Raw genomic sequence first — 15,344 nt, 5'->3', positions numbered from 1 at the left:
AGGGGAGGTAGGCCATGAAAACGAAAGGGGCGCATGGGTTATAAAGTGAGCGTGTGTTGGCTTAATTTGTAACTGTTTATCAGCCTTCTTTGAGCACCAAGAACAACAGCTCAATTTCCCAGCGCGCCCGGTACCAATCGATCAGTTCCGCGGCGACCTCCAGGGTGTCGGCTTCGCGATCGCCCACATAAAACCAAACGGGTGTCGGGCAACTCAGCCGCCAGTTCCGCGACGTGTTCATATCCTTCTTTCCAGCGCAGGCTCTCCGGCGCACCCCCACGATGGCCGTCGGCATCCTTGAATTCCCGCGCCCACATCCAAGCATCCAGGACGCCCAGGGGCTCGCGGGCCGGGGTCACCGCGTAGGTCGGATGCAGATACATCCCGCGTTGGGCCTCGTAACTCAACGGCCCCAAGCCGCTGATCCCCTGGCCGTTGAAGTCCAGTTCCGTGGTGTCCTGCAGGCACAGCACCACCGGATGGATCGCCATCCGCGCCTGCGTGCACTGCCGATGCGGCTCCAGGATGTCCTACCAGTCGTAGTCGCCACACCCCAGGAACCGATACGCCGCTTGTGTCTCCGCCCAGCCGTTGCAAGCACCGGGAATGCTGACCCTCGGCTGGTCGGCCAGGCGCTCAATCAAGTGGGATGCGACTTACCCACTGCGGTCTGTGTTCCAAGCCTAACCGGCATCACCGGCCACACCCCGCTGGTCTCACCCTCCCCCACGCCCTCGAAGAAGGCCCGCATGGTGGCAAACCGCTCCTTATTCGCCAGCGCCGCATTGATGACCTGGGCCAACGACCCCGCCCCCGCCGGCCCCATCAAGGGCCGCGCCGAGATCAGATTGGTGAAATACAACGCCGGGATCTGCCGCTCCTTGGCCGCCTGAACCACAGGCGTGGTCCCGATCGCCAGATCCGGTTCCAGTGACTCGACCGCCGCCAGATCCTGCTCCAGCGACGCCCGGAACTGCACCGGCACCCCATGCCCCTCTAACCACGCGAGATCCGCCTCGTTCCAGGGTGTGCGCGGACAGGCCGTCCCGACATAGGGCACCGTCGCCCCCGACTCGATCAGCAACCGCGCCACCAGCAGCTCCGAGCCCTCATAGCCCGAGACGATCACCCGACCTCGGATCGGATGGGCGGCGAGTGCCGCACCGATCGCCGGCAAGAACTTGTTCTTCGCCGCATCGACCTTATCCTGCGCGATCCCGCATGCCTCCCCGATTGCCTCCAACCAGGCCGCTGTCCCCTCGCGCCCGACCGGAGCCGAACCGACCACCGGACGCCCCGCCGCCGCAAACTCACGCGCGCTGGCCTGATACTGCGGATGGATCGCCGCCACCGCCGCACAATCGAGCGCGGCATACAGCTCGCGCCATTCGCGTGTCGGTACTACAGGCCCGACCGCCAACCCCAGCGGATCGAGCATCATCCCGATCCCGACCGGATCGGCCGGAAACATCTCACCCAACAAGGTCAAGGTCGGACGCGCACTGCGCCCACCGCGCGGGGCCTGCACCGGCCCCTGCTCCGCCTCCAGACGCGCGTACTGGAGCATCGCCCCAGCCAGCACGTCCTTGGCCTCGGCATGGGTCGGGGTGCCAAACCCAGGCACATCGATGCCCAGGATCCGCACCCCGTTCAGCTCCTTGGGCAACAAACGCAAGGGTACGCCTGAGGCCGTGGGCACGCAGAGATTGATCGCCACGATGGTATCGAGCTTGTCGGGATCGGCGAGCTTGAGCACCGCCTCGCGCGCGTCCTCGAACAGCCGTCCCGAGACCAGCGACTCGGAGTCGAACGGCACATAGCCGATCGAGCGCCGCGCGCCATAAAAATGGGCGGTGAAACTCAGTCCATAGACACAGCAGCCCGAGCCGACCAGCACCATCGCCGTGCGGCGCATCCGCAACCCCACGCGCAGCGCCCCAAAGGCTGGACACATGGTCTGCGGCTGATCGTGCGGCCCGCGTGGACGCTCTGTAGCCGTGGCACACCCGGAAGAGGATTCTTGAACCATCGTCTCTCTCCGATCAAGCTCTCCGATCAGGCGTCGTCGTAGATGACTTCAAGCGACGGCTTGACGCTGGCCGAGAGGTCGCCCATGTCCTCGGGACGGGCTGGCTCCAACACCACGTGCCGCCCGACCTGGTCGCCCTTGAACAGATCCAGCAGGGCCTCGTGCGTCAGCGGTCTGGGATGCACCGGCGGGGCCGCGGCGACATGGGTCGCCAGCTCCGCGAACAACGGCCCCCAGGGGCCATCGGGGCGTCCGATGATCTCGTAGTTGGCACTCTTGCGCCGGATCTCTTCATTGGCTGGGATGGTCGCCAGGACCGGGATCCCGACCGCCGCCGCGAACGCCTGGGCCTCCCCGGTTCCGTCGTCCTTGTTGATCACCATGCCGGCCACGCCGACATTGCCGCCCAGTCCGCGGAAGTATTCGACCGCCGAACAGACGTTGTTGGCGACATAGAGCGACTGGAGATCGTTGGAGCCGACGATGATGACCTTCTGGCACAGATCGCGCGCAATCGGCAGCCCGAAACCGCCGCATACCACGTCGCCCAGGAAGTCGAGCAGCACATAGTCGAAGTCCCAGTCATGGAAGCCCAGTCCCTCCAGCAGCTCGAAGCCGTGGATGATGCCGCGTCCGCCACAACCGCGCCCGACCTCGGGTCCGCCGAGCTCCATCGCAAACACCCCATCGCGCTTGAAACAGATGTCGCTGATGGTGACCTGCTCACCGGCCTTTTTCTTCTCGCTGGAGACACCGAGGATGGTCGGGCAGCTCCGACCGCCGAACAGCAAGGTGGCGGTGTCGCTCTTGGGATCGCAGCCGATCAGGAGCACCTTCTTGCCCTGTTGCGCCATCATGTAGGACAGGTTGGCGAGCGTGAAGCTCTTGCCGATACCGCCCTTGCCGTAGATAGCGATGATCTGGGTCTGCTTGAGTGCAGACGCACTCGACTTGGGGGTATTTACGGATATCGTCATGGCAGGGTTCTCCAATCGAGGATCATCTTCAGGCAGCTCGGGTCACCAAAGGCGGTGCGATAGGCGGAATCGGCCTCGGTCGCGGGGACGCAATGGGTGATGAGCCCGTCGAGCGAGAGTCGGCCCGCCTCAAGCAGGGCGCGCACCGCCGCCAGATCGGACGGCTGGAACTCGGCGGCGATGCGAAACCGGGCCTCGCGCATGAAGGCCGGCGGGAAGCTGAAGCTGAGCGGTTCATGATAGAAGCCACCAAGCACGATCTCACCGCCGCGTGCCAGCCGCGCGACCAAGCGATCGAGGATATGGGCGTCACCGCTGACATCGCAGATGGTGCGATAGTCGCGGCGCGGGTCGTCGTCGGGGAAGATGACATCATAGCCATAGCCCTCGGCGCCGCTGTGCCGCACCGGGTTGGTCTCCCATACCACCGGTCGGGGGCCCTCGCCCAGGGCCGCGAGGCGCGCCAGCAGTCGCCCGAGCACGCCATGACCGACGATCAACTCGACATGAGGGACAGGCGCGATGCCGACGTCAGCCTTCGCAACGGAATTCGCGGACGCGCCAGTAGCCGTGGCGCCCGCCGCCGACTCGGCCCGCAGCGCGGCATGGGCTGGCGTACTTGTCGCCGGTGCCGCGATGGCGTGATAGGCGGTCGCGGCCAGCGCCAAGAGTACACCCTGCTCGCCGAGCGACTCGGGCACCGGCAGCAGTCGCGTGCCCGGGACCACGACCCGCGAGGCCGCACCGCCGAACAGTCCGCGCACCTCACCGTAACAGCGCGCTCCGGGCACAAAGACGCGCTGACCGACCCTCAGACCGGAGTCCGGCCCGGCGTAGCTCACGCGACCGACGGATTCATAACCGGGAACCAGCGGATAACCCATCCCCGGGAAGGGCGGCATGGTGCCTGACCATAGCAGGCGCTCGGTCCCGGTGCTGATCCCGCTCCATTCCATATCGACGACGACATCGCCGGCCTCGGGCGGGGTGAGCGGCAAGCGTTGCAGCCCCAGCCGTTCAGGCGCTTCGAGGACGACGGCCAGGGCTTCGAGATGTGGCAGATCTGGGTTCAAGGCGAACTCTCGGATGGGTTGAGTCTTAAAGATCCGACAGTTTAGCGGAAGTTGGACGCGAGGCGAAAAATACCCTGAGACGAGGGTGAGCAATAGACAGAATCAGCAGGGTTTTTTAGGCCCGTTGTGCCACGAGCAGCTGCGTCAGCATCGGACGAATGGTGCGAATCTGACGCACCCGGTCGAAGCCAACCTCAAACAGCATCTCCCTCAACTCGGCCGGCGTGCGCGGCCGACCACTGCCCATGGCGAGCAGATAGAACCCGAAATAGGCATCCCCAATCGGCTCGGCCCCCGGCGTGCCGGACATCGGCTCGGCGACTAGCAGCCGTCCGCCCTGAGGCAGGGCCTGATAGGCCGCGCGCGCAAAGTTCTGTGCATCCTGATCGTCGTGGTCGTGCAGCACCCGTATGAGCGAAACGACATCCGCCCCCCAGGGCAGCGGATCGCGCCGCACGTCGCCACCGATCGCCATCGCCCGATCACCCAAGCCCTCGCGCTGAAAACGTGCCCGCGCCCGCTCGGCCACTGCTGGCAGGTCGAAGAGGATCACGCGCAGATGCGGCCAGCGCTTGGCGGCCGTCACCAGAAAGGTGCCGTCGCCGCCGGCCAGGTCGAGCAGACAGCGATGGTCCTTGAGCGAATAGGCATCGAGCACATCGTCGGCGATCAGGTGCTGCGACTGGGCCATTAGCTCAGTGTAACCGCTGACCGCCTGCTCGCCCGCCGCCGCCGGCGCCTCGGCACCGACATAGGCCCAATAGCCCTGTAAGGCGCGCTTGGGGAGTTCACCGCGCAACAGGGCCACTGGGTCCTTGAGATCGGTATAGACCAGGGCATGGTGCTCGACCATGGCCGCGATGCCTGGATTGCCGACCATGGCTGCCCCCAGTTCGCCAAGCGCATAGCGATCCCGACCACAGGGCTCGGTCAGCTCCAGGCTCGCTGCTGCACGCAGCAAACGCCGCGCCCCCTCGATCGGCAGTCCAAGGCGCGGCGCCAGCTCATCGACCGATTGCGCCCCCTTGGCCAGGATCTCGAAGAGCCGCACCTGCACACAGGCCTGTAGGATCTGCGAGTAGACGAAACCGGCGACGATATCAAACAGCTCACGCGCCCGCCGTCGGGCACGCGAACGAGTCAATGGGAAGGTTGAGGCCCAACGTTGAAACTCAGGCTTGGAGAGCACACGATTACGCAGGGCTAGCAGGGGTTCGGGAAGGCGCACAGGGCATCAAAACCGAATAGAATCTGGTGAACCTTGGATCAGTGCGATTCGCCAGGGATGGGAAGATAGCGAGACAGCCGAACTCAGGCCACACGCTGAGTCAGATCTTTGGGCAGGATACGACGCGATTCGGCCATCAGAACCTCGGCGAATTGGTCGCGCCCAGCACAGGCTGGAATCGCGTCGATGGCCTCCTTGACCAGATCGCGCAGACGCGCGATGGCGCCGTCGATGCCGAGTTCACCTGCTGCGCTGGGCCGGTTGAGCACGGCGTCACGCCCGACCGGCTTACCGACCTCCTGAGCGCTGGCAGCCACATCGCGCAGATCGTCCGCCACCTGATAGGCCTCGCCGATCTTGTCGCCGACGATGCTCCAGGCCGCGGCATCCGCCCCCGCGACCAGGGCGCCGGCTGCCGTGGCGGCCGTGAACAGCGACCCGGTCTTGGCACGATGATAGTCGGCGACCGACACCTGGGGTTCGCACTCCCAGGCCTGACCGGCGGTGATGCCATACGGCATCCCGACCGAGCGACCGATGGTCAGGAGCAGCGGCGCCAGACGCTCGGGCGAGTCGGCCAGGACGCGCGCCAAATGCTCGAAGGCGAGGATGATGAGCGCATCCCCGGCCAGAACCGCCAGGGGCTCACCGAAGGCGCAATGTACCGAGGGCAGGCCACGGCGTAGCGGTGAGTCGTCGAAACAGGGCAGATCGTCATGCACCAGCGAGGCACAGTGCAGCAGCTCGATAGCCACGGCCGCCGCATCCGCGGCCGCATCATCCGGCTTGCCGCAGGCGGCAGCGACCGCCAGACATAGCCGCGGACGTACCCGCGCGCCACCTGGGAAGACCGCGTGCCGCACCGCCGCGGCCAGACGCGGCGGACAACCGGGGACGACCACTGTGTCTATGGCGGCGGTCAACGCCTGCTCGATTCTCGTTGTGGCATCCATCAGCGATCCCCCGGCAAATCTTCGATCAGTGTTCAATGTGTAAATGTGAGTTGACACTCAAAAGTGTCATGTACAATAGACATCAATATCCGACACGTCAACGCGAATCCTAGAGTCATGGTTTTGAGGCGGGATCAACGAGTCATTGTCGTCGGCGCCGGCGTTGGCGGACTGGTAACGGCCGTGCAGCTTGCGGCGCGCGGTCTCCAGGTGCGGGTGCTCGAACGCGCCGAGACGCCCGGCGGCAAGATGCGTGAGGTGGCGGTCGGGCCACATCGCCTGGATGCCGGTCCGACCGTCTTTACCATGCGCTGGATCTTCGAGGAGATCTTTGAGGCCGCCGGCGCGCAGCTCGAGGCGCATCTTAGCCTCGAGCCGCTGTCGATCATAGCACGCCACGCCTGGAGCGAGCAGGAGCGGCTGGATCTCCACGCCGACTATGAACGCAGCCTCGAGGCCATCGGCGACTTCGCCGGTGCGGAGGCGGCACGCGGCTATCGCGCCTTCTGCAAGCAGGCGCGTGCCCTCTACACCACCCTGGATCCGACCTTCATCCGCGCCTCGCGTCCGAGTCTGCTCGGCCTGCTGGGGCGTTGCGGTCTCAAGGGGCTGATCACCCTTAGCGGTGTGCAGCCCTACGCCAGCCTCTGGGACAGTCTGGGGGCCTATTTCAAGGATGCGCGTCTCCGTCAGCTCTTCGGGCGCTATTCAACCTATTGCGGCTCCTCGCCCTTCATGGCGCCGGCGATCCTGATGCTGATCGCCCATGTCGAGCAAGAGGGCGTATGGTCGGTGGTCGGTGGGATGCATCGGGTGGCGCTGGTGCTGGCGCAGCTCGCCGAGGGACTGGGCGCAACCATCGAATACGGGCGCGAGGTCACGCAGATCCTCACCGGTCCCAACGGGGTGCGTGGCGTTCAACTGGCCGAGGGCGACCGGATCGAGGCCGAGGCGATTGTGGTCAACGCCGATCCGGCGGCCCTGACCAGCGGTCGCTTCGGCGCCGAGGCCCAACGCGCCCTGCCGCCCTTGGACCCCGAACGCCGCTCACTCTCAGCCCTGACCTGGTGTCTGAGCGCCGAAACCCAGGGCTTTCCGTTGGCCCGGCACAATGTCTTCTTTGGACGCGACTATGCCTCTGAGTTCGAAGACATCTTTGGCCGGGGACGTCTGCCGCGTGACGGCACCGTCTATGTCTGCGCCCAGGATCGCGGCACCGACGGCAATGGAACACCGGACGGCCCCGAGCGACTCTTCTTACTTTTGAATGCCCCGCCACGGGGCGACCGACACGACTTCGACGCTGTGGAGATCGAGCAATGCGAGCAACGGGTATTCTCACGCCTGGAGCACTGTGGCCTGAGGGTCCGACGCGACCCCGAACGGATGGTGCTGACCACACCCGTGGAGTTCGAACGGCGCTTTCCCGCCACGGGCGGTGCGCTCTATGGTCAGGCAACCCACGGCTGGAGGGCGTCGTTCTCGCGGCCGGCCTCGCGCACCCGGATCCCGGGGCTTTATCTGGCGGGCGGGGGCACACATCCGGGTGCGGGCATCCCCATGGCGGCGATCTCGGGTCGACTCGCGGCGGAGGCCCTGCTCGCGGACCAGCGTTCGACTTAAATCTTGACATCGACGGTTATGTCTGGTGGTACGTCGATGCCCTAAGCGACGACGAGCAGTACGGACTGACCCTGATTGCCCTGCTCGGCAGCGTCTTCTCGCCCTACTATGCCTGGGCGCGGCAGCGCGGCGGAGCCGATCCGCTCGATCATTGCGCACTCAACGTCGCGCTCTATGGGCGCCAAGGCAAACGCTGGGCCATGACCGAGCGCGGACGTGCCGCCCTGCAGCGCGACCGGACCAATCTGGTCATAGGTCCTAGCCATGTCCGCTGGGAAGGTGACACCCTGGTGATCGATATCGACGAGATCGGCGCGCCCATTCCTTCACGTCTGCGTGGCAGGGTGCGCGTCCATCCGACTGGGATCAATGGTCGTGACTTCGCGCTCGATGCCGCTGGACGTCATCGCTGGTGGCCCATTGCCCCCCTGGCACGGGTCGAGGTCACATTCTCGCACCCTCGGCTGAACTGGAAGGGTTCGGGTTATCTGGATTCGAATCGAGGCTCGGAGCCCCTGGAATATGCCTTTAAGGGGTGGGATTGGTCACGCACCGAACTGAAGCACGAGGCGGCCATTCTCTATGATACCCGCGCCCGCGACGGACAGGGCGCATGCCTGGCGCTGCGCTTCGATGCCAATGCCGAGATCGATACATTCGCGCCGCCGCCACGCGCGCCTCTGCCGACGACCAGCGTCTGGCGCATCGCGCGTGGGATCCAGTGCGAGGCGGGCAATCAGCCGCGAGTGATCGCGACCCTGGAGGATACACCCTTCTATGCGCGTTCGGTGGTCGAGACGCGGCTCTTGGGACAACGCACCACCTCGGTCCATGAGAGCCTGTGTCTGGACAGGTTCAGCACCCCATGGGTGAAAATGTTGCTGCCGTTCCGTATGCCTCGGGTCAAGCACTGAAACAGTGCATGCCAGTCTGTAAAACAGCCAACTGGCCCCAAGTCGCTCACCGATGTCTTGAGAAGATCTGGCCAACGTCCGAACCGCTCAGCCATGTTCACGCCGTGACCGTCGGTGTGGGTTTCCCCGTCTGACCTTGGGTCTTGCGCGCGCGGGCCATCCCCCTGTGCCCCCAGCGACGCAACGCCTCCACGGGCATCCAAGGCGCTCTCTGGGGTTGAGTGAATCCCCAGCTCAGACGGGGTTCGCGCAGACTCGTGGATCAGCGTAAACTCAAGGCCGCGCGCTCGCGCTCCTCAAGCTGCTGAAACAATTCTAGTACCCAAATCACACGTTCACCGACACCAACAGGTGTGCGCCTGGGCGTCTCGGCGACGACCGCATCCACGAGGAAACGTGTTTCCTCGAGGGCAGGTGTGTCGATGGGACGCGCACTCACAACAGCGCGGCCTAGGATAGGCGCGAGCAATTGCAGCTTGCGCGGCACAGGCACCACGGCACGTCGTGAGATCGAATCCAGCCCCTGGCGCTCGACCTGACGCCCGATCTCGGCATAGAGATAGCGCGCGGCATTGATCCCGGCACGACAGCCGAGCGGCAAACCGGCGATTCCGGCATCCGAGCGCCGGTAGAGCTCATCGGCGGTCTGGAGCAAACGCCGGACGACTGAGGCAATGGCTTCGTTGAAGACTGGATTCTTCAGCCACTCGTCCGGATCGACGCCCGCCTCACGCACCCAGGAGAGCGGCAGATAGATCCGCCCGTTGCGCGCATCCTCGCCGACATCGCGGCAGATGTTGGTGATCTGCATCGCGACGCCCAGGTCACAGGCGCGAGCAACTAGATCCTCTGAACGTGCACCCATCAGCGCCGCCATCATGGCCCCGACCGTCCCTGCAACCCGTGCCGAATAGGCATAAACCCCGGACAGATCCTCGTAGCGTCGTCCTTCGGCATCCCAGGCAAAGCCCTCGAACAGGGCCTCGAAGAGACGTTTGGGGATGGCGAATTTGCGCACCACCTCGGCGAGCGCCCGGTCGATGGGATCATCATTCGGATGACCGGCATAGAGTCGGTCGAGACGGTCGTGGAGCCGTTCCAAGGCTTGGGCTTGGAGAACTGGGTCATCGCCGACGCAATCGATAGCATCGTCGGCGATGCGACAGAAGGCATAGAGCACGATCGCCGGATCGCGGAAACGTGCTGGCAGCAGGAAGGAAGCGGCATAGAACGACCGCGAGCCGCCACGCAGCAGCTCGCGACAGACGGCGATGTCGGCCGCCGTCGCCTGCTTCTTAGTGTGATTATGATCAGACGAACGTTGAAGCATCGGGCACCACCCTGTCGAGAACGCGCGCGGAAGAGATCACACCGGGTACACCCGCGCCCGGATGCGTCCCCGCGCCGACCAGATAAAGATGTTCCACCTCTTCGCTCTTGTTGTGCGGGCGAAACCACGCACTCTGCATCAAGATGGGTTCGAGACTGAAACCAGCGCCCAGATGGGAATTCAAGCGGTGCTTGAAGTCCAGGGGCGTCGTGACGAGCGAGGTCGCGATCTGATCCTCTAGTCCGGGCAGGATCGTGTCGCTTAGATACTTGGCGATCCGGGCGCGATAGGGTTCGGCCTGGGCCTCCCAATTGGTATCGCCGCCGAGATGCGGCACCGGCGCCAGGGCGTAGAAGGTATCACAGCCCTCAGGCGCCAGGCTCGGATCGGTCGCCGTCGGACGGTACAGATAGAGACTGAAGTCCTCAGCGAGCCTCTTGTGCTTGAAGATGTCCTGGATCAGGCCCTGGTAGCGCGGGCCGAGCAGGATCGTATGATGCTTGACGTCCGGGTATTGACGCTTGGTACCGAAGTACCAGACGAATAGCCCATTGGAGAAATGCGAGCGCTCGAACCGGCGATCGGTCCAGCGCTTGCGGGGGTGGTCGGCGAGCATCCGGCCATAGGTGGTGGCCGGATCGACGTCGGAGATGACCACATCGGCGGCGATCTCCTCGCCTGAGGCCAGGCGCACGCCGACGGCCTTTCCATCCTTGACCAGGATACGCTCGACCTCGGCATTGTAGCGGATCTCGCTCCCCTGACCCTCGATCAGATTCACCAAACCCTTGACCACGGCACCCGTACCGCCCATCGCAGAATGCACACCCCATTTGCGCTCCAGGAAGGAGATGAGGACATAGATCGAGGTCACGGAGAAGGGATTGCCGCCGATCAGGAGCGGATGGAAGGACAGCACCTGGCGGATGAAGGGATCCTTGATGTAGCTCGATACCAGGCCGTAGACGGTACGGTAGCTCTGGAGCCTCACCATCGCCGGCACGATCCGCAGCATGTCAGTCAGATGGGTGAAGGGCACATGGGCGAGCTCCTCGAAGCCGACCCTGAACACCTGCTCGCTCATGGCCATGAAGCGATCATAGCCTGCAACGTCCGCCGGCGAATACTGGGCGATCTGGGCCTTGACCCTGTCAGGGTCGCCGCTGTAGTCGAAGACCCGACCGTCGTCGAAACGAATCCGATAGAAGGGGTCCATCAGGCGCAGCTCAACGTCATCTTCGAAGCGCCGTCCGGCGAGGCTCCAGAGCTCTTCCAGGAGGAAGGGGGCGGTAATGATGGTCGGACCGGCATCAAACACGAAACCCTCGCGCCGATGGACATAGGCGCGTCCGCCGGGAGCGTCGAGCTTTTCGAGGACCGTCACCCGGAAGCCGCGCGCGGCCAAGCGCACTGCCGCCGCCAGACCGCCGAAACCACTGCCGATGACGACCGCATGGGCCTTGCCTCGACCTTGAACACTACCGGAAACATGCGAAGCCGCAACTGTCAAGTTTGTTTACCTGCTCTACTGTCAAGATAGATTGACAGTATAGCAAGATCGGTCTCGCGTCATCCCCTAAGATTGATCAGGAATTGGCCGCAAGCAATCCCAGTGATATGCCGATCTCGTGCACGATCTCAGCGATCGCATCTGGCTTTTCTTCGTGCGCCAGATGACCCAATCCAGGCAGTTCGAACAGCTTGGCATCCGGGCACAGTTTAGCGCGGACCCGATGCGCCTCGCGCGGCGAGACGGTCATGTCGCGATCGCCGACGATCAGGAACAAAGGGATATCCAGGCGCGGTAGGCCTTGTTCGATCAGATTGAGATCCCAGTTGGCCATCATCGCCAACGAGGCACGGACATGCGACGGATGCTGGATCAGGCGCTGATAGAGCTCGACGCCAGTCGGATCCAAGATCGAGCCGGTACTATCGATCAGACGCTGAATGACACGACGGTCGCGCGCCCGCCAGGCAAAGACACGCGAGACGAGCGAATTGGTCGCGAACAGCTTGGCCGCGGGCGAAAAGAAGTGTCCCGGCAGACCGCGCCAGGGTAACAAGGCCCCATTGAGGCTGATGAGTCCGCGCGGTGTGATCCGACCCTCCAGACGCGCGCGGATCAGGATGGCTGCGCCTGCCGAGTGTCCAAGCACCAGATCGGGTTGGACATCCAATGTCTCCACAAGCGAACCGACAAGCCCTGCCATCCCCGGAAGCGACATCCACTCAGAGGGCGGCGCGTCGGTGAAACCATGTCCCGGAAGATCTGGCGCAATGACCATGAAATGTTTGGCCAGAATGGGTAATAAATCACGCCAGGAATGGGTCGCCGCACCTGTACCATGCAGCAACAACAGCACTGGCCCCCGCCCCATTCGCTGGACATGCCAACGCAGGCCACCCGCCGAGAAAAATTCACTCGACGAGCGGTTTGGCCAATCCCGACCATCCAACTCCCAACTCGGTCCAGCATTCACGCCCATCGTCCTCACGCAATCGACCCGCAACAGCGGAATTGTAACCGCTGTTCGGAACGATCGATTAGAACTAGATCAAGAGCGTTTTACACCGCACCGAGTGATTAGGCCTCAGACTTCGAGTTGTAGACGCACCTTCTTCATGGCGCTCTTCTCGATCTGGCGGATACGTTCGGCAGAAACCCCGAATTTCTCAGCTAGTTCGTGCAGTGTCTGCTTCTTTTCCGACAGCCAACGCTCAAAGAGGATCGTCCTGCTACGTTCGTCTAGTTTCTCAAGAGCCGCGTAAAGACGCTCACGCTGATCGCGATCCGTGTCTTCGTGCTCCAGCATCCGTGATGGCTCCATCCGCATATCGGGCAGATAGGTCGAGGGCGCGACCGGTGAATCGTCGTCATCATCCTCAACTCCGTCGAACGACAGATCTTGGTTGGAGAGACGTGACTCCATCTGAAGCACCACCTCGGGTCTGACCCCAAGGTCTGCCGCCACCTCCTCCACTTCCTGCTTGGTCAACCAGCCCAGACGTTTCTTAGAACTGCGTAGGTTGAAAAACAGCTTACGCTGCGCCTTCGTGGTCGCGACCTTGACGATACGCCAGTTGCGCAAGATGTACTCATGGATCTCGGCGCGAATCCAGTGCACGGCGAAGGACACCAATCGCACACCCATGTCGGGTTCAAAACGACGCACGGCCTTCATCAAGCCGACGGTGCCTTCCTGGATCAGATCAGGTAGGGGCAGACCATAACCAAGATAGCCGCGGGCAATCCGGATCACAAAGCGCAGATGTGAAGTCACCAAACGCTTGGCCGCCTCCATGTCGTTCTGATCGCGCAGACGCAACGCCAACGAACGCTCTTCCTCAGCAGTCAGAACAGGAATCTGGTAAGCGCTGTTGATGTATGCCTCAATCGTTCCGGTTGGCAGTGTGGAGAAATCTTTGGACATGGCAAGAACCTGTAGTCAGTTAGACGATGATTATCCTAGAGTTTAAGTCAGGATTTTCCCACCACTTTTGACAGGGTTTTTAGGTGAACACCTGATTGATGTTGAGTAAAACTCTAGGTGTTTCGCGGATCTCGCGCAAGAGGCAAAGCTGAGATTAGAGATCGTATGTTTCGATGGAAATCATCGTCGAAACTGATTGATGGCGGAAAGACACGAAAAGCCAAAACCCCCGTTCCCAAATAGGGCGGGGGTTTTGGCTGGGGTAGGTCCCTGGCGGTGCCCTAGGTTCGCCTGGGGAGGCCCCAGACTAGGATCGGCGAAGGCTTGTTTCACGTCTGAGTTCGGGATGGGATCAGGTGGTTCCAAGTCTCTATGGCCGCCAGGGGAAGGGTGGGATCAGCGGTTGGGGGTCGCTGATCCGCGAAACGGTGAGTCTGTAAGGGAAACGGGCTTGGGTGTTATATGGTCAAGCCGCACGGTCAATTAGTACGGGTTAGCTGCACGTGTTGCCACGCTTCCACATCCCGCCTATCGACGTTGTCGTCTGCAACGGACCTTTAGAGGTCTTGAGTACCTTGGGAGATCTGATCTTGGGAGGGGCTTCCCGCTTAGATGCTTTCAGCGGTTATCCCGTCCGGACATAGCTACCCGGCACTGCCACTGGCGTGACAACCGGAACACCAGAGGTCCGTCCACTCCGGTCCTCTCGTACTAGGAGCAGCGTCCCGCAAATCTCCAACGCCCACGGCAGATAGGGACCGAACTGTCTCACGACGTTCTAAACCCAGCTCGCGTACCACTTTAAATGGCGAACAGCCATACCCTTGGGACCGACTTCAGCCCCAGGATGTGATGAGCCGACATCGAGGTGCCAAACACCGCCGTCGATATGAACTCTTGGGCGGTATCAGCCTGTTATCCCCGGAGTACCTTTTATCCGTTGAGCGATGGCCCTTCCATTCAGAACCACCGGATCACTATGACCTACTTTCGTACCTGCTCGACGTGTCGGTCTCGCAGTTAAGCACCCTTGTGCCATTACACTCAGCGGGTTGATTTCCGACCAACCTGAGGGTACCTTCGTGCTCCTCCGTTACCCTTTGGGAGGAGACCGCCCCAGTCAAACTACCCACCATGCACGGTCCCTGACCCGGATCACGGGTCGAGGTTAGAACGTCGAACAAACCAGGGTGGTATTTCAAGGTCGGCTCCACCCAAACTGGCGTTTGGGGTTCGCAGCCTCCCACCTATCCTACACAAGTCGGTTCAACGTCCAGTGCAAAGCTATAGTCAAGGTTCACGGGGTCTTTCCGTCTAGCCGCGGGAACTCGGCATCTTAACCGAGAATTCAATTTCACTGAGTCTCGGGTGGAGACAGTGCCGCCATCGTTACGCCATTCGTGCAGGTCGGAACTTACCCGACAAGGAATTTCGCTACCTTAGGACCGTTATAGTTACGGCCGCCGTTTACCGGGGCTTCGATCAAGAGCTTCTCCTCACGGATAACCCCATCACTTAACCTTCCGGCACCGGGCAGGCGTCACACCCTATACGTCCGCTTACGCGTTGGCAGAGTGCTGTGTTTTTAATAAACAGTCGCAGCGGCCTGGTCACTGCAACCTCTCTCGGCTCCAACCGCGCGGGTCTTCACCTACTCAGAGGCGCACCTTCTCCCGAAGTTACGGTGCCATTTTGCCTAGTTCCTTCACCCGAGTTCTCTCAAGCGCCTGGGGATTTTCACCCAACCCACCTGTGTCGGTTTCGGGTACGGTCACACACCACC

The 15,344-nt window shown here is 62.6% G+C and carries 11 protein-coding genes, 2 rRNA genes and 1 pseudogene (1 of these 14 only partly in view); 2 read left to right on the top strand and 12 right to left on the bottom strand.

Annotated elements, in window-relative coordinates:
* Positions 1–154: 154 nt before the first annotated feature.
* The 6 genes and pseudogenes from E6P07_RS01750 to E6P07_RS01725 all read right to left on the bottom strand — a co-directional run.
* Positions 155–653: pseudogene (locus E6P07_RS01750) on the bottom strand (transposase DNA-binding-containing protein); the annotation flags it as partial.
* A complete protein-coding gene (gene bchY, locus E6P07_RS01745) occupies positions 641–2,029 on the bottom strand; it encodes a chlorophyllide a reductase subunit Y (protein ID WP_153974018.1) in 1,389 nt (462 codons plus the stop codon). The gene bchY and the pseudogene E6P07_RS01750, both read right to left, overlap by 13 nt.
* 26 nt (positions 2,030–2,055) lie before the next feature.
* The gene (locus E6P07_RS01740; protein ID WP_153974017.1) at positions 2,056–3,006 is read right to left on the bottom strand and encodes a chlorophyllide a reductase iron protein subunit X; all 951 of its coding nucleotides are present in this window, start codon (positions 3,004–3,006) and stop codon (positions 2,056–2,058) included.
* Positions 3,003–4,079: an alcohol dehydrogenase catalytic domain-containing protein gene (locus E6P07_RS01735; RefSeq protein ID WP_153974016.1), complete on the bottom strand. Its 1,077-nt coding sequence runs from the start codon at positions 4,077–4,079 to the stop codon at positions 3,003–3,005. The genes E6P07_RS01740 and E6P07_RS01735 overlap by 4 nt, the downstream gene beginning before the upstream one ends.
* 115 nt (positions 4,080–4,194) lie before the next feature.
* Complete coding sequence (locus tag E6P07_RS01730; RefSeq protein WP_153974015.1) at positions 4,195–5,307, bottom strand: methyltransferase; 1,113 nt, start codon at positions 5,305–5,307, stop codon at positions 4,195–4,197.
* 83 nt (positions 5,308–5,390) lie between these two features.
* Positions 5,391–6,260, bottom strand: a complete 870-nt coding sequence (locus E6P07_RS01725; protein ID WP_153974014.1) for a polyprenyl synthetase family protein — start codon at positions 6,258–6,260, stop codon at positions 5,391–5,393.
* Between the two features lie 117 nt (positions 6,261–6,377).
* Between E6P07_RS01725 and crtD the strand changes: the two genes are divergently transcribed.
* Both crtD and E6P07_RS01715 read left to right on the top strand, forming a co-directional pair.
* Positions 6,378–7,883, top strand: a complete 1,506-nt coding sequence (gene crtD / locus E6P07_RS01720) for a 1-hydroxycarotenoid 3,4-desaturase CrtD (protein WP_153974013.1) — start codon at positions 6,378–6,380, stop codon at positions 7,881–7,883.
* Between the two features lie 200 nt (positions 7,884–8,083).
* The gene (locus tag E6P07_RS01715; RefSeq protein ID WP_343031240.1) at positions 8,084–8,797 is read left to right on the top strand and encodes a carotenoid 1,2-hydratase; all 714 of its coding nucleotides are present in this window, start codon (positions 8,084–8,086) and stop codon (positions 8,795–8,797) included.
* A gap of 262 nt (positions 8,798–9,059) precedes the next feature.
* Here the strand turns inward: E6P07_RS01715 and E6P07_RS01710 are convergent, their stop codons facing one another.
* The 6 genes from E6P07_RS01710 to E6P07_RS01685 form a co-directional block, all read right to left on the bottom strand.
* Positions 9,060–10,127: a phytoene/squalene synthase family protein gene (locus E6P07_RS01710; RefSeq protein WP_153974012.1), complete on the bottom strand. Its 1,068-nt coding sequence runs from the start codon at positions 10,125–10,127 to the stop codon at positions 9,060–9,062.
* Positions 10,108–11,637, bottom strand: coding sequence for a phytoene desaturase (locus E6P07_RS01705; RefSeq protein WP_153974011.1), 1,530 nt, complete (start codon positions 11,635–11,637; stop codon positions 10,108–10,110). The genes E6P07_RS01710 and E6P07_RS01705 overlap by 20 nt, the downstream gene beginning before the upstream one ends.
* A 76-nt stretch (positions 11,638–11,713) precedes the next feature.
* Positions 11,714–12,616 carry an alpha/beta fold hydrolase BchO gene (gene bchO / locus E6P07_RS01700; protein ID WP_153974010.1) on the bottom strand — a complete coding sequence of 301 codons (903 nt, stop codon included), beginning with the start codon at positions 12,614–12,616 and terminating at the stop codon, positions 11,714–11,716.
* 105 nt (positions 12,617–12,721) lie between these two features.
* Positions 12,722–13,561, bottom strand: a complete 840-nt coding sequence (gene rpoH, locus E6P07_RS01695) for an RNA polymerase sigma factor RpoH (RefSeq protein WP_153974009.1) — start codon at positions 13,559–13,561, stop codon at positions 12,722–12,724.
* Positions 13,562–13,829: 268 nt separating this feature from the next.
* Positions 13,830–13,945, bottom strand: a 5S ribosomal RNA gene (gene rrf, locus E6P07_RS01690).
* Positions 13,946–14,023: 78 nt separating this feature from the next.
* Positions 14,024–15,344: ribosomal RNA gene (locus tag E6P07_RS01685) — 23S ribosomal RNA — on the bottom strand; it runs 1,571 nt beyond the window's last position.

Origin of the sequence: Thermochromatium tepidum ATCC 43061 (assembly GCF_009664085.1) — a bacterium.
Lineage (GTDB): Bacteria > Pseudomonadota > Gammaproteobacteria > Chromatiales > Chromatiaceae > Thermochromatium > Thermochromatium tepidum.
The sequence above is the reverse complement of the archived record's forward strand: the minus strand, read 5'-3'. Positions and strand labels throughout refer to the sequence as shown.